The organism is Streptomyces sp. NPDC002889, assembly GCF_042888425.1.
GTDB lineage: Bacteria > Actinomycetota > Actinomycetes > Streptomycetales > Streptomycetaceae > Streptomyces.
The window spans coordinates 82,784-101,449 of record NZ_JBIAPT010000001.1; the positions used below are offsets into that span (position 1 = coordinate 82,784).

Genomic DNA, 18,666 nt, shown 5'->3' on the forward strand with positions numbered 1-18,666 from the left:
GCCGGGCCCGACCGCTGCCGGCGGTCCTGGGTGCGACCGTTCCTGATGGTCCGGCAGCCCGACGCGACGCTGTCGGCGGTCCTGCCGCCGGGACCGCTGCCCGGTTCCCCCGCCCCGGGCGAGGGCTTCGCGGGTCCTCCACAATGGGCGGATGGAAACCTCGCCCGCCCCCGAAGGACGCGAAGACCCCGGCCTGCGCGCCGACTGCGCAAGCTGCTTCGGGCTGTGCTGCGTGGCGCTGCCCTTCTCCGCCTCCGCCGACTTCGCGGTGACCAAGGACGCCGGGCAGCCCTGCGGCAATCTGCGGACCGACTTCCGCTGCGGTATCCACACCCGGCTGCGCTCGAGCGGTTTCCCCGGCTGCACCGTGTACGACTGCTTCGGTGCCGGGCAGCAGGTCTCCCAGGTCATCTTCGGGGGCAAGGACTGGCGGCAGGCCCCCGACACCGCCCAGCAGATGTTCGCGGTGTTCCCCGTCGTACGGCAGCTGCACGAACTGCTCTGGTACATCGACGAGGCGCTGACGCTGGGTGCCGCGCGCGAGCTGCACCCGGGCCTGCGCCGACAGCGGCGGACGATCGGGGAACTCACCCGGCTCGGCCCCGATGCCCTCACGGAGCTCGATGTCGCCGCGCACCGCCAGGACGTCAACGTCCTGCTGCTGCGGACCAGCGAGCTCGTGCGCTCCGAGGCCGGCGGCAAGAAGAAGGACCGCCGGGGCGCTGACCTGATGGGTGCCCGGCTCAGAGGGGCAGATCTGCGCGGGGTCAGTCTGCGGGGCGCGTATCTCATCGCCGCCGACCTGTCGGGGGCCGATCTCCGGCTGGCCGACCTCATCGGGGCCGACCTCAGGGACGCCGATCTGTCCGGCGCTGATCTGACCGGCTGCATCTTCCTCACCCAGCCGCAGCTCAACGCCGCCCGGGGCGATAGCGTCACCCGGCTTCCGGCCGGGCTGACCCGCCCCACGCACTGGTCGTGACGACGGGGCGCGACGGGGCGGACAGCGGCGGTGCAAGAGCGGATCGGGGGCACACTCCTGGGGGTCCCCCGGCCGGAGGCTCGGGGAGAAGCTCCGGGGGAGGGCTCAGCCGTTGGCGAGAGCCTCGACGCGGTCGTACGCGCCGTTGAACCCGTCGTGGTCGCCGACGATCGGTCCGGACGAGGTGTACTGCCACATCGTCCGGTAGGCCCAGCCGGCCGGCAGGGAGGCAATCTGGTGTGGACATGCCATCAGCGGCGCACGTGGAACGCGGGGTGGAAGAGGGCCGGATGCTGCCGTTGGTCTACGCCTGCGAAATACTGGTCCAGCTGCGGCTGCGCGGGCCGCCGACGGAAACTTTCAGGATCCGGAAAGCGTGCGAGGGGTGCTGACGTGCACGGAAGCGGTACGGGGAGTGAAGCGGACCCGACGGGCAGAGTGTGCGCGGACCGCGAATTCCTCGCCCTGGAAAGGGAGCTGGCGGTCTTTCTGCGCCGCGCGAGGGCGTCGTCCGGTGAGATGGCACGCGAGGTGCACCCCGAACTGGAGCCCGCCGCCTACGGCCTGCTGGCCCGTCTGGAGGAGGCAGGACAGCAGCGTGCCACCGAACTCGCCGGCTACTTCGGCGTGGGCAAGGCGACGATGAGCCGTCAGCTCCGCGCACTGGAGGACCTCGGTCTGGTGACCCGGGAACCCGACCCGGCGGACGGCCGGGCTTCCCTCGTACGGTTGACGGACGAGGGGGTGACCCGGTTCCGCCATGTGCGCGATGCGCGTCGTGACCGCTACATGAGCAAGCTCGCCGGCTGGGACCGCGCCGAGGTCGCGGAACTGGCGAGGCTGCTGCACCAGCTCAACGCGCGGGCGGGCGCCTGACGCGCTCCGCCCGTCCGTGGTCCCTGGTCCGTGGTCGCGGCACCGGCGGTCAGAGCTCCGCGAACACCGCCGTCGCGTCGTCATGCAGCTTCCAGCGGATCACCTGCGTGCGCTGGTCGGCCGCGGCCTCCAGTTGCCTGACCCGGTCGATCAGCGCCTGGGCGCCCTCCTCGCGGAGCACGCCCAGGCATGCCGCCCAGTCGCCCTGCGCGAACATGTCCACCCAGCGCGAGGCGCCGTCGGTCAGGGCGGCCACCGCGCGTACGGCGGTGCGCGGGGTGCGGCCCGCCACCGCGCGCACCACCACCCCCGGGTCGGCAGCCGCCGTGAAGAAGCCGCCCTCGCTGTTGCGCAGCGCATCGGCCGACGCATGGGTGCGCAGTGCCTCCCGCGGCAGCCGGTCCAGCCGGTCGTCCAGGACCGCCCTCACCGTCCCGTCGGGCGACTCCAGCAACAGCGTCGAGTCGGAGAGCACCAGATGCTCCACGTCGTCCCCCGGCCCACCCCAGCGCGCCATGACCACCGTCGCCTGCGGCGTACGTACGTGAGAAAGGTCACAGGTGTCGCGGTGGGAGTCGGCGGTGCGCCGGATTGCCAGGGCGAGAATTTCCTGAAGTGTCAGATCGTGACGCGAACCGGACAGTTCGGCCAGGGTGCCGCCGAGCCGGGCGGTGAACCACGGAACCGAGTGCTCGCACCCGTCGTGGCCCTCCAGGGGTGTCACCCCGTCCAGGGCCACGAGCGTTCCGCCCTGGCCCGATGCGGGCAGGGCCGCCGACGCCCAGTCCTCGTTGGGGTGCTGTGGTGAGCCGGGCGAAGTGGCCAGTTCGATACGCATGACGCCAGTCTGCCCGAGGGGTCGACAGACCCGTCCCAGTCGGGCAATTGCGGCCGTATGAGCAGGTCAGGCCGGTTCTTCGGTCGAACCGACCGGCCCGCGGCGGCCCCGGGAAGCTGCGGGCGCGCATCCTGTCAAAGGCCGGGCGGAAGGTCCAACCCATGGCCGTCGCACGGCCCCGCGGGCCCTCCGGAGAAGTTGTTCGCCAACTCCCGAGTGTTGTTCACTCGTTCGGGTGGCGGAGCGGCCGATGCGCGCCTCCCTCCCAAAAGCACTGGAATGGTCGGAAGCCGTACCAGGGGTGGGGCTCTCGCGTGTGACCGGTCGTCATCTCTGCTTCATGGGTGGACGAGTCAAGCAAGATTGCGAGCACCGGTGCAGAAGAAGTGGCCTCGGGGCAAGGGCAGCAGCCGTACGAAAACCCCGGGCGACGTTCAGGCCCAGGCCACCCAGGCCGTGACAGGAGACCGGAGCCCGGTCCCGGTCCCGGCCTCGAGTGCGGCCTCGGACCCGGTGACCCCCGGCGGCCGGCCCGTCCGCGTACGCAGCCGGCTCGTCGCCGGCGTCGCTGCCGTCGGCCTTGTCGTCGTGGCGGCAGGCACCCCCGGCATTCTCGCCACCTCGGACCGGCTGACCGAGTCCCAGCGGCTGGTCACCCTCGCCGGCCTCGACCGCCAGGCCGTCACCCTCGCCCACTCCCTCGCGGACGAACGCGACGAGGTCACCGCGTACATCGCGGCGGGCCGTGACGACCAGCAGGGCGACAAGGCGGACCGCCGCCGGATCTCCGACGCCCTCAGCGCCCGCGTCGACCGGCAGATCGACGAGATCCGCACCGCCGTCCCGGACGACCACGCCGAGCTGCGCCACGTCCTCGCAGGCGTCCCCTCCGTACGCCGTACCGCGCTCACCGGCAAGGGCACCGCGATGGAGGCCCACCGGGCCTACAGCGCCGTCATCGCCGCGTTGCACGCCCTCGCCGACGAGCTCGTTGAGAAGACCCCGCCGCGCGCCGCCGGGGCCACCCGCGCGCCCGCCGACCTCGGCCTCGCCGTGGAACAGGCATCCGCCAGCCGCGGGCTGCTGCTGGCCGCGCTCGGCGTGCCCCAGCCGCAGAGCACCGTGACGATCGATCCGGTCACCGGTCTGCCCGTGGAGACCGAGGGAGCCGACTCGGGGGCCAACGCCCGTGCGCGCGACGCCCTTACCGCCGCCGCACAGCAGTCCCGCGTACGCGAACAGGCAGCACTCGCCGACTTCGACCAGGCCGCGGACAAGGCCGCCCGCGACAAGCTGGCCGCCACCGTCACCGGGCCCGAGGTCAAGACCGCCGAGCGCTATCTGGCCCGCCTGACCGACCAGCCCCAGCTGTCCAGCAGCGAACGCAAGACCGACCAGGACAAGCTGCAGGCCGCGCTCACCGCCCGGATCGAGCAGATGCGCGGAGCCGAGTCAGCCCTCGCCGCCGACCGGGTCGAGCGGTTCGAGCAGCTGCGCGACGACGACGTCACGGCACTCGAACTGCGCATCGCGCTGCTGGGCGGACTGCTCATCGTCGCCGTCGGCGTGTCCTCGGCCGTCGCCCGTACGCTCACCCGCCCGCTCGCCGTCGTGCGGATCGGCGCGGCCCGTATCGCCGAAGCGCCCGAGGCCGGCGAGCCGGTCCGCTTCACCGGCCGCAACGACGAGTTCGCGCAGGTCGTACGCTCCCTCAACACCCTGCACGGCAAACTCCGCGACCTCGGGGTGCGCGCCGAGCGGCTGGACAGCGACCGCGCCGACCTGGCCGGCGCGCGGGAGGCGCTCGCCGCCGACGTGGGCGCCGCGCGCGCCGAACTGCAGCAGCGCACCGACGAACTGACCGCAGAGCTGGAGCGGCTGCGCCACACCGTCCACCACACGTTCGTCAACCTCTCGTTGCGCACCCTCGGTCTCGTCGAGCGGCAGCTCGGCATCATCGAGAATCTGGAGGCGCGCGAACAGGACGCGGAGCGCCTCGCCACCCTCTTCAAGCTGGACCACATGGCGACCGTGATGCGCCGACACAGCGAGAACCTGCTGGTGCTGGCGGGTGCCGAGCACGGCCAGGGGCATGTCGGGCCGGTACCGCTCGTGGATGTGCTGCGGGCCGCGGTCAGCGAGATCGAGCGCTACGACCGCGTGGTGATCCAGTCCCTGCCGCCGCACTCCCAGGTCGCCGGGTTCGCCGCGGACGACCTGAGCCATCTGATCGCCGAACTCCTCGAGAACGCCACCTCGTTCTCGCCGCCGGACGCCCAGGTCGAGCTGTCGGGCTGGCTGCTGGAGAGCGGCGAGGTGATGCTCTCCGTCCAGGACGCGGGCATCGGCATGACGGCCGAGCGAATCGCCGAGGTCAACGCGCGCCTCGAGAACCCCAGGGCGTACGAGACCCAGGGCCGCGAGGGCGAGGGCCTCGGACTGCGGGTGGCCGGGCTGCTGGCAGCGCGGCACGGCGTACGGATCCAGCTGCGTGAGCACACGCAGGGCGGCATCACCGCGGTCGTGGTCGTGGGCCGGTCACTGCTGCCGAGCGGGCCGCCGGCAACGGAGGCTCCGTCGCCGAAGGTGGCGGGAGCGGCGCCGGCACTCAACCTGCCCGGTTCGGTGGCCGAGGCCAACTCCAACGCACTTCCCGGCGGCCGTCGGCGTCCGGACGGGTCAAAGATCCCGGAGCCCATGGTCCCTGACGCGACACCGGCGCCGGACCCGATCGCCGAAGCGTCGGGTACCGCCGTGGACCAGGGCCCGGCCCTGGGCACGGAGAGCGCGGACCCGGACCCGGATCCCGACCCCGTCACGGCCCTTGTCGCACATACCGTGGATCTTGACCCGGCCGGTGACCCGGACCGGTCCGGTCCGGTCGCCGCGGTGGACCCACTCACGGAGTGGGAGTCGCAGCCCGAGCCCGAGTGGGTGCCGGAGTCGGATCCGGAGCGGGAGCCGGCCTCCGGTGGCTCGGACGACCCGTTCATCGAGGCCGCCGAGCGGGCCATCCGCGCCTCGCATGCGGAGCAGGACACGCGTGAGCACATGGCCGACGGCGACCCGGAGACCGCGGGGATCGACCAGGAGACGTTCGCGATGCGGCTGCCCCAGCAGCCCCGGCCGGCTTTCGAGGCCGAGCCCGAGCCCGAGCCCGAGCCCGAGGTCGAGCCCCAGGCCGCCGAACCGGCGGACCCGCCCATCTGGGACCGCGTCACCGACAAGGGCCTGCCCAAGCGCACTCCCCAGTCCGTCCAGCCCGCCGCCGCCCCCGGCGAACGCACCGGGAGCGTGGACGCCGCGGCACTGCGCCGCAGGCTCGGCGGCTTCCACCAGGGCGCCAAGGACGGCCGACGCGACGTCGAGGCGGAACTCGCCGACAGCACCGAGTCAGAGCAGCAGGAAACCGAAGCGGAATCGGGGGACAACGTCGAGGAGGCACGCAGTTGACTGCGACCGGCACATTCGGCCTGAGCAGCGAAGCCCGCAACCTGCACTGGTTGTTGGGCAACCTGGTGGAGGAGGTGCCAGGAGTGCGTTCGGTAGCCGTCGTCTCGTCCGACGGACTGCTGCTGCTCTCCTCGGATCCCGTACACAACGCAGCCCCGGTCGTAGCCGGCCGCCCGCAGGGCCCCAGAGGCTCCAGCGCGGACCTCGCCACCATCGTCTCCGGTGTCGCCAGCCTCACCCTCGGCGCTGCCCGGCTGATGGACGGCGGCGGTGTCAAACAGACCATGGTCGCGATGGAGGAGAGCAGCGTGCTCGTCATGTCGATCAGCGACGGATCGCTGCTCGGCGTGCACGCCACCCCCGACTGCGACATGAGCGTCGTGGCGTATCACATGGCTCTGTTCGTCGGCCGCGCCGGACACGTTCTCACCCCCGAACTCCGCAGTGAACTGCGCAAATCGTTGGAGAGCGCCCAGTGACGTCCGCAGCCGAACCCTTCCCCAGGCTCCCCGTGCGCGGTGGCGGCAAGCGCCCCGCCCGGGTCCGCCCGTACTCACTCACCGGCGGCCGCACCCGCTTCGGTCATGTGCTGCTCGTCGAGACCTTCGTGTCCGCGCTCGAAGCGGCTCCCGAACGCAAGGAGCTGCCGGGCGGCAACCTCTCGCGCGTCATGCCCGAACTGCGCGCCATCGTCGAACTGTGCCGCCGTATGCGGACCGTCGCCGAGATCTCGGCGCTGCTGAAGATGCCCCTCGGTGTCGTCCGCGTCCTGCTCAGCGACCTGGCCGACCAAGGAAAGATCCGTGTGTACGGAACGGGGCACGGCACCGGCCAGCCCGACCGTGCGCTGCTCGAAAGGGTGCTGAGTGGACTCCGCCGCCTCTGACACGCTGCTCTCCCGCCCGCAGCCCCAAGCGGACGGGAAGTCCGAAGCCGGCCGGCAGTCCGAGGAACAGCCGCACTCGCAGCCGCAGGAGACGCTGCAGGCCTGGCAGTTGGACACCACCCGCGCTCCGACCGCGACCAAGGTCGTCGTCGCGGGCGGCTTCGGTGTCGGCAAGACGACCTTCGTCGGCTCCGTCTCCGAGATAACCCCGCTGCAGACCGAGGCACTGATGACCCGGGCCAGCGAGGAGACCGACGATCTCTCCGCCACGCCCGACAAGCTCACCACCACGGTGGCGATGGACTTCGGCCGGATCACCCTCGACGACGACCTGGTGCTGTACGTCTTCGGGACCCCCGGCCAGCAGCGCTTCTGGTTCATGTGGGACGACCTGGTGCGCGGCGCGATCGGTGCGATCGTGCTCGCCGACACGCGGCGACTGCAGGACAGCTTCCCGGCGCTCGACTACTTCGAGAGCTGCGGGCTGCCGTACATCGTCGCCGTCAACCACTTCGAGGGAACGATCGCGTACGAGACCGAGGACGTACGGGAGGCCCTGACGGTGCCGCCGCACATACCCGTGGTGATCATGGACGCTCGTAGCCGGATCACGGTGATCGAGTCGCTGCTCGCGCTCGTCGCCCACGCCCTCGAAGTCACCCCCGAATAGCTGATCGACGAAAGAGCACCCAGCCATGCGGAAGATACTCATAGTCGGAGCCGGTCAGTCCGGTCTCCAGCTCGCCCTCGGCCTGCAGTCGCAGGGTTACGAGGTCACGCTGATGTCCAACCGCACGGCGGACGAGATCCGGTCCGGACGGGTCATGTCCACGCAGTGCATGTTCCACACCGCCCTCCAGCACGAGCGTGATCTCGGCATCAACTTCTGGGAGTCCCAGGCCCCGAAGATAGAGGGCCTCGGCGTCTCGGTCGCCGCCCCCGACTCCACCCGCGCCATCGACTGGGTGGGCCGGCTCGACGGCTACGCGCAGTCCGTCGACCAGCGCGTGAAGATGGCCGGCTGGATGGAGACCTTCGCGCAGCGCGGCGGACAGCTCGTCATCCATGGTGCGGCCGTCTCGGACCTGGACTACTTCTCCCGTACCTACGACCTGGTGATGGTCTCCGCGGGCAAGGGCGAGCTCGTCTCGATGTTCGGCCGGGACGCGTCCCGCTCACCGTACGCGGAGCCGCAGCGCGCGCTCGCCGTCGCCTACGTCCACGGGCTCGGCCCGCGCCCCGAACACCCCGACTACGAGGCGGTCCGCTGCAACCTGGTGCCGGGCGTCGGCGAGCTGTTCGTGATGCCGACCATCACCACGTCCGGCCGTGCGGACATCCTCTTCTGGGAAGGCGTCCCGGGTGGCCCGCTCGACGCCTTCCAGGGCGTCAAGGACCCTGCCGAGCATCTCTCCCTGACGCTTGAGCTCATGGAGAAGTTCACGCCGTGGGAGTACGCGCGGGCGACCAAGGTCGAGCTGACCGACGCGGGCGGCACACTCGCAGGCCGCTACGCCCCCACCGTCCGCAACCCGATCGGCACGCTCCCCGGTGGCGGCCTCGTGCTGGGCGTCGCCGATGTCGTCGTCGCCAACGACCCGATCACCGGCCAGGGCTCCAACTCGGCGTCCAAGTGCGCGGCCGCGTACCTCGAGTCGATCGTCGAGCACGGGGACGAGCCGTTCGACGAGGCATGGATGCAGGCCACGTTCGACCGGTACTGGGACACGGCTCAGCACGTCACCAAGTGGACGAACGCGATGCTCGGCGTCCCGCCGGAGCATGTGCTCAACCTGATCGGCGCGGCGGGCCAGCTGCAGCCGGTCGCCGACCGGTTCGCGAACGGGTTCAACAATCCGGCGGACTTCGAGAACTTCTTCTTCGACCCCGAGAAGACGGCGGCGTACCTGGGCTCGGTCGCCGGCGCGTGACGGGCTTCCGACCAGCGATACGACCGTGGTCGCTGGTCGTTGGCCGGTCGTCACCGGCCCTCCTCGGACGGCCCGGAGACGGCCCGGCCGTCGCGTGGACAACACCGTGAGATCCGTGTTGCACAGCAGGCCGGTTGCCTGCGGTCGGTCGCCCTGGCAGCGCTGGCCGGGCACGCCTCTGCTGCGTGGATCACAGAGGGCGGTCCCGCTCGGGACCGCCCTCTGTCTTTGGGTCGCTCAGAGCCATTGGCTGCTGAAGGCTGCGAACGAGTCGAACAGCGTAGCTCGCTCTTCAGGTTTGTCCGTGCAGGTCAGGGCCCTGTTCGTGACCGTTCAGTGCCCGAGCGGCGAGGCGCGGTCACGTTCCGGGGAGTCGGGACTTGACGGAGCCGGGCATCCGCTCAGGCAGCGGCGGCGACTCCCACGCGCCGCAGCTCCTGTTCCAGCGCCGACACCGTGTGCCGGATCTGCTCGGGGGTGTGGTCGCAGGTGATGAAGAACCGCAGCCGGGCCTCCTCCTCCGGAACGGCCGGATACAGGATGGGGTTGACGCTGATTCCCCGTGTGAAAAGGGCCTCGGCGAGCTGCAGGGCCTTTGCCGAGTCGCCCGTGACGCAGGGGACGATGGGTGTGTCGTGGCTGTTGCCGGTGTTGATGCCCGCCCGCCGTGCCAGGTCCAGGAAGAGTGCGGCGTTCTCCCTGAGGCGCCTCACGCGCTGCGGCCTGCTGCGCAGCAGCCTGAGGGCTGCCAAGGAGGCGGCGGTGTTCGCGGGGGTCATCCCGGCGCTGAAGACGAAGCCCGGAAGCGTGTACTTGAGGTACTCGACGACCGTGCGGCTCGCGGCGACATAACCGCCGCAGCTCGCGAGCGCCTTGGACAGGGTGCCCGACCACAGCTCCACCTCTGATGGATCGGTGCCGAAGTGCTCTCCGATGCCGCGCCCGTTCGCGCCGATCACTCCGATGCTGTGCGCCTCGTCGATCATCAGCATGGCGCCGTGCCTGCGCTTGACCTTGATGAGAGCCGGCAGCTCCGCGATGTCACCGTCCATGCTGTACACGCCTTCGATGACGACCAGCACCCGGCGGTACTGGTGGCGGACCCGGGTGAGGAGGGCGTCGAGGGTGCCTGCGTCGTTGTGCGGGAAGGGCCTGCGGGTCGCGCCGGAGAGCTTGCACCCCTGGAGGATGCTGTCATGGGCGAGACGGTCGTGGACGATGAGGTCGCCCGGCCCGACGAGGTGGCCGATCACGGTGACGTTGGTGGCATGCCCGCTGACCAGTGTGATCGCGTCCTCGGTGCCGAGTGTTGCGGCGAGTTCGGTCTCCAGCTCCCCATGGAGGGGGCGGCTGCCGGAGAGCAGCCGGCTGGCGGAGACCGATGTGCCGCATCGGCCGACGGCCTCCTTGGCAGCCTCGGTCACCTGGGGGTGCGTGGCCATCCCCAAGTAGTTGTAACCGGAGAACGAGATCAGTTCCCGCCCGTCGACGACGGTGGTGTCCTTCATGCCGCCTTCGTGGACCAGGAGGTACGGATTCGGCAGCCCCAGCCGGGTGAAGGTGCGGATGCGCTCGTGGTGGGCGGTGACTTCGGGGAAGTGCTCGATCCGCGTCTGCTGCTCCGGAAGCACGACGTCAGGCTCGGCATGGCCGGCAAACGGCGCAGTGCCGGGTGCCGAGCCGGGTCCGGCCGGTTCCGGCGGAAGCGGGCAGGGGCCGGCAGGCTGCGGGGTCGGGGCTTCGTCGCTGCGGCCGCTGCTCGGTTCGGTGACGGAGTCGGCTGCCGGTGCCGCGACCGTGGTCCCGCCTGTGACCAGGGCGGTGATGCGGGCGACGGTCGGCCTGTCCCAGGCCTCTCTCGTGTCGAAGGCCACGAGCGGCCACTGCCGCCTGAGGGACGTGAAAAGGTCGGTCAGCATGAGGGAGTCGAAGCCGAGGTCCTCGATGAGCTGCTGGTCGTCGCGCAGATGGCCCACCGGGAAGGCGCTGATCCGGGCCACGTGCCCGAGGACCGTCTCGGTGACCTCGGTGATGTCCGGGCTCGCCGGGCCGCCTTCGGCCGATGCGGCGACGACCGGGGATTCCGTGGTGGGCGCTGCCATGGGGGCCGGTACGGCCACGGAGGCAGGAGCGTCGGGCAGCCCGGTTGCGGCAGTGACTTCGGATACAGAAGCAATATCAGCGGCTGCAGCGACTGCAGCATCCGAGGGTGCGGATGCAACCGGTGCTGTCTCCGGGGCCATGTGCGGCGCCGCGAGCGTTTTGCTGATGCGGGCCAGCAACGTCACCTGCTGCCGTACCAGTTCGAGCAGCTCGTCCATCGAATCCCTTCCTGCTGGGACCTGAGGGCCGGCTGACTGCTCGGACCGGTCGACGGACAGCTCGACGGGAGCGGAGGGCTGTCCGCTGACGGGAACGTCCGGGTGATCGGCCGGTCCGGGGCTGTGCTGCGGTGGGACGCAGGAGGCCGGAGCCGTCTGCCCAGCGCTCCTGTGGCGCGGCACCCAGTACGACTGGGTGGCGAGCCGGGCCGCCGGCAGGTCGACAAGACGCCGGTCGGTGGCGGGGATCAGGGCGCGGGGGTCGACGGGGGCGCCGAGGACGGAGAGGTGGGCGAGGGTACGGAGGAAGCCGCGTCCGCGGTCCGCGGCCGGGCTGTCGGCGGAGACGACGTGGATGTCGTCGTGGCCGGTGAGATTGCGGCGGACCGCACCCACGAGGGAATTGCCGCCGGTGACCTGGAGGAAGACACGGGCGCCGTGGGCGTAGGCGGTTCGGACGGCGTCCCCGAAGCGCACGGGGGCGCAAGCGTGGCGGGCCCACAGTTCGCGCAGTTCTGCCGGGTCGGCGCAGACGGCCGCGTTCACGCTGGACACGAACGGCACGACGGGGCCGGCGATGGCCCGGGCGGCGAGGTCCGCGCGCATGGCGCGGTCGGCGGCGGCGAGCCGGGGGGAGTGAAAGGCGTTCGACACCTGGAGCGGGGCGGTGACGATGCCCGCTTCGGCGCAGGTGCGCCGCACTGCGGCGAGCCCTTCAGCGGTGCCGCTGACCACGATCTGGCGCGGCTGGTTGAAACAGGCGAGCCACACGTCGTCGATGTCGCCGGTGAGTCGACGGCAGGTTTGCTCGTCGGCCTGTACGGCGAGCATCCCGCCGTGCGGCACGGGTTCGGCCCGCTTCAGGACGGCGCCCCGGTGTGCCAGCAGACGGACGGTGTCCTCGTCGGAGAGCGCGCCGGCCGCGGCGGCGGCGGGAAACTCTCCGACGCTGTGGCCGAGGACGAGGCCGGGAGTGAGGCCGCAGGCAGCGAGCAGGCGCGTGGCGGCGAGCGCAACGCTGCCGAGCACCGGCTGGCACACGTCGGTGCCGGCCAGACGCTGCCGGAGCTCCTCGTCGTCCGGGTCCGCGGTGGCCGTTCCGTACAGCACTTCGGCGAGGTCGAAGTCGCAATGCCCGCGGGCCGCGGTGCTGAGCGTGTCGATGGCCGCGGTGAAGACGGGGAACCGCTCGTAGAGGTCGCGCATCAGCCCCGGGCGCTGACTCCCCTGGCCGGGGTAGAGGAAGGCGGCCCGGCGCTGCGGGTACGGCAGCGGGGCATCGGCGGCGAACGCGCCGTCACCGAGGTCGCCCCGGACGCCTTCGGCGAGCTGTCGGCGGGCGCGGCGCAGCCGTTCGGTGAATTCGTCCATGCCGGAGACCACGACTGCGAGCCGGGCGGTGAGCGGTTCGCGTCCGCCCATGGTGTGGGCCACTGCCGCGATGGGTGGCCCGGGCGTGTGGTCCAGGGTGTCGAGCAGGTCACCGATGTGCTCCCGGAGCAGCTCGGGGGAACCGGCCGAGAGCAGGACGAGATGGGGTTCGGTGCCGACTGCGCCGGTGCGTACGGGACTTGTACGTGCGACCCCGTCGCGTACGGTCCCGTGGCGTCCGGCCGGACGTCCGACGGCCGGGGCGGCCGGCGCTTCCTGCAGGACCACATGCACGTTGCTCCCGCCGAAACCGAACGAGCTGACCGCGGCACGCCGGGGCGCGGCTGAGTCCGGCCAGGACCGCACGGTGTCCGTGAGCCGCAGACCGGCGTCCTCGATGGCGAGTTCGGGGTGGGGGCTGGTCCGCGGCTGCGGCACGATCGTGCCGTGATGCACCACCAGGGCCGTCTTGATCAGCCCCGCGATGCCCGCAGCCGACAGTGAGTGCCCGATGAGCGCCTTGCCCGAAGAGAGATAGCACAGGCCCGGGCCGTTACCGTCGCACTCGGTGCGGAGCTGGTGCAGCGCCTCGGTTTCGGCGCGGTCTCCGGCCACTGTGCCGGTGCCATGGGCCTCGAGGAAGCCGACCGAGGTGGGTGCCACACCGGCGTCGAGGTACGCCCGGCGCATGGCGCGCAGCTGGCCTTCCGGCGCAGGGGCCAGTGGCCCCGGGGAGGCGCCGTCGTTGGCCGAGCCGATGCCCTTGATGACCGCGTAGATGCGCTGGCCATCGGCGAGCGCGTCATGAAGGGGCCGTATGACGACGCTCCCGGCGCCTTCCCCGAGGACGAAGCCGTCGGCCCCGTGGTCGAACGGGCGGCACACCCCGGTGGCGGACAGCGCGCCGAGCTTGGAGAAACCGATCAGGCTGTCGGGGGTGAGGCTCAGATAGACACCGCCGACGACGGCGATCCGGCAGGTTCCCTGACGCAGATGGGCGACCGCCTGGTCGAGGGCGGTCAGCGAGCCGGAGCAGGCGGCGTCGACGGCGAAGCTGGGGCCGCCGAGGCCGAACTGCCTGCTGACCGTGGCGGGCGCCATGCTGAGCAGGCTCCCGGGCAGGGTGAAGGCGTTCAGTTGCCCGGCCTCCTCCCTGACAGCGCCGCGCGGGCCGGGAGCGGTCCCGTCGCCGGGTGATCCCTCGCTCATGCCGGCGGCACGGAGGCGGGCCGTCATGAGGTCCTTGTAATCGGAGTTCGAGATGCCGACGAACACCCCGGTGTTGTCCCGGTCGAAGCCGCCACGGCCCAGCCCCGCGTCGTCGAGGGCCTCGCGGGTGACGTCGAGCATCAGCCGGTGCTGGGGGTCCATGGACCGGACGCGCGCGGGCGGCAGTCCGTAGTGCAGGGCGGCGAAGCGGTCCACGTCGTCGAGGAAGGCGACCTGGTCGGTGTAGGCGGTGTGGCCCGGGGACCGGTTGCCGGGTTCGTGGAAGGGGGCGTGGTTCCAGCGGTCCTTGGGGACCGCGGTGAACTGCCGCTCCGAGCTGAGCAGGAGGTTCCAGTACGCCCGGGTGCCTGGGGCACCGGGGAAGCGGCAGCCGAGTCCGACGATCGCGATGTCGTTCATGATGAGCCTTCCTTGTCCAGGTGCCCGCAGAGGGCGGCGGGGGCGGTGCAGGTGGGGGTGAGGCTGTTCGGGGACGTGCAGGCCGCGTGTGCCGGTGGGTGCTCCGCGGCGGTGCGTGGCGTGGCGGGCGGCCCCGACGAGGGTCGGGCGGGCGGAGGGGGAGAGTGCCGGCGCGTTCGCCGGAGGCCCACCAGCCGGCGAGGCGCCCACCAGTTCCAGTCACCCGCGAGGCGCATGAGCGCCGGCACGAGGACGCCCCGGACGAGGGTGGCGTCGATCAGCACGCCGAGCCCGGCGCCTATTCCGAAGAACTGCAGGAGCGTGACCTGCGAGGTTCCGAAGCTGAGCAGCGTGAAGGCAAGCAGGGCGCCGGCGGTCGTGACGATGCCGCCCGTGCGGGCGATGCCCGAGACGATCGAGTTGGCCGTGTCCTGCCCGTCCTCGTGCGCCTCCTTGATGCGTGCGAGGACGAACACCTCGTAGTCCACCGAGAGCCCGAAGACGATGCAGAACAGCAGCACCGGCATGGTCGTACTCAGCGGCCCCGGCGTGAAGCCGAGCAGGTCCTGAAGATGGCCCGTCTGGAAGATCCACACCATGGCTCCGAGGACCGCCATGAGACTCAGGGCGTTCAGGGCGATCGCCTTCAGGGGCAGGAGCAGGCTCCGCGCGAAGCAGAACAGCAGCACGAACGTGGTGAGCGTGATCAAGGCCAGTGCGGCGGGAAGCCGGTCGGCGATGGTGTCCTTGGCGTCGACCAGGACCGCGCTCGGCCCGCCGACGTGGACACTGCTGCCCGCCGGCCCGGGCACCGCGCGGACCGCATGGACGAGCCTCTGGGCAGCATCGGACTGGGCCTCGGCCGAGGGCAGCACCGTGAAGTGCGCCGGGCCGCCCTTGGCCTGCTGGGTGACGCCGGTACCCGAAGAGCCGGGCTCCGGTGCCGTTGCCCCGTGGCGGTGGACACCGCTCGGGCCGACGACCTGAGCGACGCCGGGGAGGGCGGCCAGACGACGGGCGTAGTCCTCCTGCGCGTGCCGGGGCGCCGGATCCTTGGGGACGACCGTCAGCGCGGATGCTCCTGTCGCGTCGAACTCGCCGCGCACCAGGTCACCCGTCTGCCGGCTGGACGCGCTCACCGGCAGGGTCCGGTCGTCTGGGGTGGCGAAAGCGGCGTGCGTGAACGGGGCGGCGAGCACTACCAGCAGGCCGACCACCGGCAGCGCCGCGAGCAGCGGGCGGCGCACGACCAGTCGCGCCAGGCGTTCCCATGCACGGGATGCGGAGCCGGTGCGCACGTTGCGGCGCCACGGTACCGGCCAGGCGTTGACCCGCTCGCCGAGCAGAGCGAGGAGCGCCGGCATGACGGTGGTCGCGGCGACGGCCGCGATCGCCACCACGCCGATCCCGGCGTACGCGAAGGAGCGCAGGAAATACGGCGGGAACACCAGCAGCGTCGCGAGTGCGGCTGCCACCGTGGCGGCACTGAAGACGATGGTGCGGCCTGCGGTGCACACCGTGCGCACCGCCGCACGGGGCGGGGTTTGCCCGCGGGCGAGCTCCTCGCGGAACCGCGAGACGATCAGCAGGCCGTAGTCGATGCCCAGTCCGAGGCCGAGCGCGGTGGTGAGGTTCAGCGCGAACACCGACACATCGGTGACACTGCCGAGAACGCTCAGGACCAGCAGTGTCCCGCCGATGGCCAGGACCCCGATCAGCAGGGGCAGAGCCGCGGCCACCACACTGCCGAACACCAGGACCAGCAGGATCAGCGTCCCCGGCAGGACGACGGCCTCGGCTCGCGTCAGGTCCGAGGCCGAGGTGTCCTGTATTTCGGCCTCGGCGAGCGCCGACCCGCCCACGTGCACCGTCAGAGCCGCTGCAGCCGGAGCGCCGTCGTTCCGAGCCGTGTCGCCGGACGGCCGAGTGGAGGGAGCGGGGGCGGTGAGAGCCTCACGGATCTGCTTGGCCCGGGCCCCGGCCTGCCGGTCCTCCCCGTCCACATGGGCGAGCAGCATCGCTGCGTGGCCGTCCCGGCTGCGCAGCTCTGCCGCATGCCCCTTCCAGTACGAGGTCACGGCGCTCACGTGCGGTTGCGCCTGGAGGCGTCCGGTCAGCTCCGCGCCCGCGCTGCGGGTGGCGTCGTCGTCGACCGAGCCGCTGCGGGCCTGCGCGACGACTACCAGGTTGGGCGGCGCGCCGGAGTGGGCGGCCGTCAGCTTGGCCGCGCGGCTGGAATCGGAACGGGGATCGTCGTAGCCCTGTGTCTTCAGCCCACCGGCGGCTCCGGAACCGAAAGCCACGCACAGCAGGAGGAAGACGAGGGCGGCGAGCAGGACGAGCCGGGGGCGTCCGGTGACGGCCATTCCTGTCCAGCGGAACATCGTGTCTCCAGTCCGGTCGGCGTTCCGCCCCTGCGGTCGCAGGAGCGGCGGTCGGACTGCCACCGTGCCGGGCCGGGAGGGGGAGGCCGTAGTCCCGGCTGTTCGTCACTTGACGGGGAGCAGGTAGGGCGGTACACGGGTGCTCGGGTGGAGGTGGCGGGCACAGCTCTCCGTCCGTTCTGCCTGTTGGCAGCGCCCAATCGTGCGCAGGCGCAGGCGCGCTGCGAGATTGACCGTGACCGGCATGGATGAGCGTCGATGCTGTCAAGCCCCGAAATGCAGTGACGAGAGCGGTTCGATTGCCCACGAACAACGAGCGTGGCCTGTGGTGTCGGCGTGGCGTTCGGCCACGGCGTTTCTGCAACACCGTTCCGCGACGCCTGCCGCTCGCGACAGGCCCGCGCCCGGCACCGCGGTGAGAAAACACCGCCGACAGAAGACGGGTGCCTGTCTGGCGGAGGTCTCGGGCGGCGCGAGCGCCTGACGGTGGGGACGGGCGTGCGGCGGAGCCGGACGCCCTACTCCTCCTCGGCACGTGCCTCGTCGCCCTCGTCCTTCTCCTCGATCTCCGTGGCCTCGTAGCCCTCGTCCGATCCGGCTGTCGCGTTCTCGGGCAGCACGGGTGGCGTGTACGAGGCGAGCGCCCGGCCGGCCGGATCCGGGCGGACCGCGCCCAGCAGCGGGTTCGACGCAACGGGAGAGACCTTCACGCGGCCGCCGGGTCGCGGGGCCTGGATCACCATGCCGTCGCCCAGGTAGACCGCCGCATGCGTGGCCTTCGGGAAATAGATCACCAGGTCGCCGGGGCGCAACGATCGCAGCGGCACTCTGGTCAGCTCCGCCCACTGCTCCTGGCTGGTGCGGGGAATGGCGCGCCCGGCGGCGGCCCATGCCTGCGAGGTGAGCCCCGAGCCGTCGAACGACTCGGGGCCCTCCGTGCCCGACCGGTACGGCTTGCCGATCTGCTGCACGGCGAAGTCCAGCGCCGCACCGCCCTCCTCGGACGGGGTGCGCACCCCGTCGAGTACGCCGGTGGCCATCAGCTTGTGCTGGGCCTCGGCTGTCTCGGCCCGCTCGCGGTCGGACAGGGCGGCGAGTTGGCCGTCGGAGAGCGAGGCGAGCATCCCCTCGACCGCCTTCAGCCGTGCGGTTGCCGTGTCACGGGCCTTCTTCTGCCGGGTCGCGAGGACCAGTTCCCTGTCCAGCGCCTTGCGGGACGCGGTCGCCAGCGCGTGCGCCCGCTTGGCGCCCGCCTCCAGCGTGGCCATGGCGGCCAGGCGGCCGCTCGCCGCGCGTTCGATGAGATGGCCCTGGTCCAGGGCGCGCTGCGGATCGCGGGCGAGGAGGAGGCGGAGGTAGGAGGAGAGTTCGGAGTGCCCCTGGTACTGCTGGCGGGCGAGCCGGCCCGCGGCGTCGCGGCTGTCGGCGAAGGCGGTCCGCGCGTCGGCGAACGCCCGGCCGAGCCGTGCGGTTTCGGCGCGCTGCTTGTCGAGCGCCTGCTCGACGGCGTTGTACACCTCCCCGGCCTCCTCGGCCCGGCGGTACAGCTCCTTGAGCCGGGTGAGCATGCCGGAGACGGCGGTCAGCGCGGGGGCTCCCGCGGTGAGCGCGGTGGGATCGGGAGGGCCGGTGGGGATGGTGGAGCCGGTGGGTGCATCAGGCCGGGTGGTGCCGGCGTGCTCGGTCGTGCCGACGGATTCGGCGGATTCGGCCGGCTCGGCGGATTCGGTGCTGCCGGTGCGGCCGGAGGTGCCGCTGGGTTCGGCGGTGACGGCCGGCGCAGGGTCGGCGGACGCCGGTACCGCGGCGATCACCGTGACCGCGGCCAGCGCCACCGTGCAGACCGTACGCAGCACAGTGCCCGAAGCCGTGCCTGACACCTCATCACCTCCGGTTGCGAGGTGGGCCGTCCACCTCACGGCCGAGCATGCGGGCGTGCCGCCGCAGCGGCCCGGCGGGTGGTCGGTTCAGCGCAACGCGGTCACCCGTCTGAGG

Annotated in this window: 11 protein-coding genes and 1 pseudogene; 7 read left to right on the top strand and 5 right to left on the bottom strand. The window is 71.7% G+C overall.

Annotated features, from left to right (window positions below):
- The first annotated feature begins 151 nt into the window (after positions 1-151).
- A complete protein-coding gene (locus tag ACFYWI_RS00390) occupies positions 152-982 on the top strand; it encodes a pentapeptide repeat-containing protein (protein ID WP_389223144.1) in 831 nt (276 codons plus the stop codon).
- 105 nt (positions 983-1,087) lie between these two features.
- On the opposite strand, the pseudogene ACFYWI_RS00395 reads toward ACFYWI_RS00390, so the two are convergent.
- A pseudogene (locus ACFYWI_RS00395) lies at positions 1,088-1,216 on the bottom strand (lysozyme); the annotation flags it as partial.
- A gap of 159 nt (positions 1,217-1,375) precedes the next feature.
- On the opposite strand from ACFYWI_RS00395, the gene ACFYWI_RS00400 reads away from it, so the two are divergent.
- The gene (locus ACFYWI_RS00400) at positions 1,376-1,858 is read left to right on the top strand and encodes a MarR family winged helix-turn-helix transcriptional regulator (protein WP_389223147.1); all 483 of its coding nucleotides are present in this window, start codon (positions 1,376-1,378) and stop codon (positions 1,856-1,858) included.
- A 49-nt stretch (positions 1,859-1,907) separates the two neighbouring features.
- Here ACFYWI_RS00400 and ACFYWI_RS00405 read toward each other — a convergent pair whose 3' ends face one another.
- Positions 1,908-2,696, bottom strand: a complete 789-nt coding sequence (locus ACFYWI_RS00405; protein ID WP_389223150.1) for a hypothetical protein — start codon at positions 2,694-2,696, stop codon at positions 1,908-1,910.
- A 375-nt stretch (positions 2,697-3,071) separates the two neighbouring features.
- On the opposite strand from ACFYWI_RS00405, the gene ACFYWI_RS00410 reads away from it, so the two are divergent.
- The 5 genes from ACFYWI_RS00410 to ACFYWI_RS00430 all read left to right on the top strand — a co-directional run bounded on the left by ACFYWI_RS00410 (position 3,072) and on the right by ACFYWI_RS00430 (position 8,966).
- Entirely contained in the window at positions 3,072-6,149 is a 3,078-nt protein-coding gene (locus tag ACFYWI_RS00410; RefSeq protein WP_389223153.1) for a nitrate- and nitrite sensing domain-containing protein, read from the top strand.
- On the top strand, positions 6,146-6,628 hold the full coding sequence (locus ACFYWI_RS00415; RefSeq protein WP_389223156.1) for a roadblock/LC7 domain-containing protein: 483 nt from the start codon (positions 6,146-6,148) through the stop codon (positions 6,626-6,628). The genes ACFYWI_RS00410 and ACFYWI_RS00415 overlap by 4 nt, the downstream gene beginning before the upstream one ends.
- Positions 6,625-7,035, top strand: a complete 411-nt coding sequence (locus ACFYWI_RS00420) for a DUF742 domain-containing protein (protein ID WP_389223159.1) — start codon at positions 6,625-6,627, stop codon at positions 7,033-7,035. The genes ACFYWI_RS00415 and ACFYWI_RS00420 overlap by 4 nt, the downstream gene beginning before the upstream one ends.
- Positions 7,036-7,129: 94 nt before the next feature.
- Positions 7,130-7,705: an ATP/GTP-binding protein gene (locus ACFYWI_RS00425; protein ID WP_389224402.1), complete on the top strand. Its 576-nt coding sequence runs from the start codon at positions 7,130-7,132 to the stop codon at positions 7,703-7,705.
- Between the two features lie 25 nt (positions 7,706-7,730).
- Positions 7,731-8,966, top strand: a complete 1,236-nt coding sequence (locus ACFYWI_RS00430) for a styrene monooxygenase/indole monooxygenase family protein (protein ID WP_389223162.1) — start codon at positions 7,731-7,733, stop codon at positions 8,964-8,966.
- A gap of 401 nt (positions 8,967-9,367) precedes the next feature.
- Here the strand turns inward: ACFYWI_RS00430 and ACFYWI_RS00435 are convergent, their stop codons facing one another.
- The 3 genes from ACFYWI_RS00435 to ACFYWI_RS00445 form a co-directional block, all read right to left on the bottom strand.
- Positions 9,368-14,287 (bottom strand): aminotransferase class I/II-fold pyridoxal phosphate-dependent enzyme, encoded by a 4,920-nt coding sequence (locus tag ACFYWI_RS00435; protein ID WP_389223165.1) that lies wholly within the window; start codon positions 14,285-14,287, stop codon positions 9,368-9,370.
- Entirely contained in the window at positions 14,284-16,671 is a 2,388-nt protein-coding gene (locus ACFYWI_RS00440; protein ID WP_389223168.1) for an MMPL family transporter, read from the bottom strand. Before ACFYWI_RS00440 ends, ACFYWI_RS00435 begins: the two co-directional genes overlap by 4 nt.
- 518 nt (positions 16,672-17,189) lie before the next feature.
- Complete coding sequence (locus tag ACFYWI_RS00445) at positions 17,190-18,551, bottom strand: C40 family peptidase (RefSeq protein WP_389223171.1); 1,362 nt, start codon at positions 18,549-18,551, stop codon at positions 17,190-17,192.
- Positions 18,552-18,666: the final 115 nt, after the last annotated feature.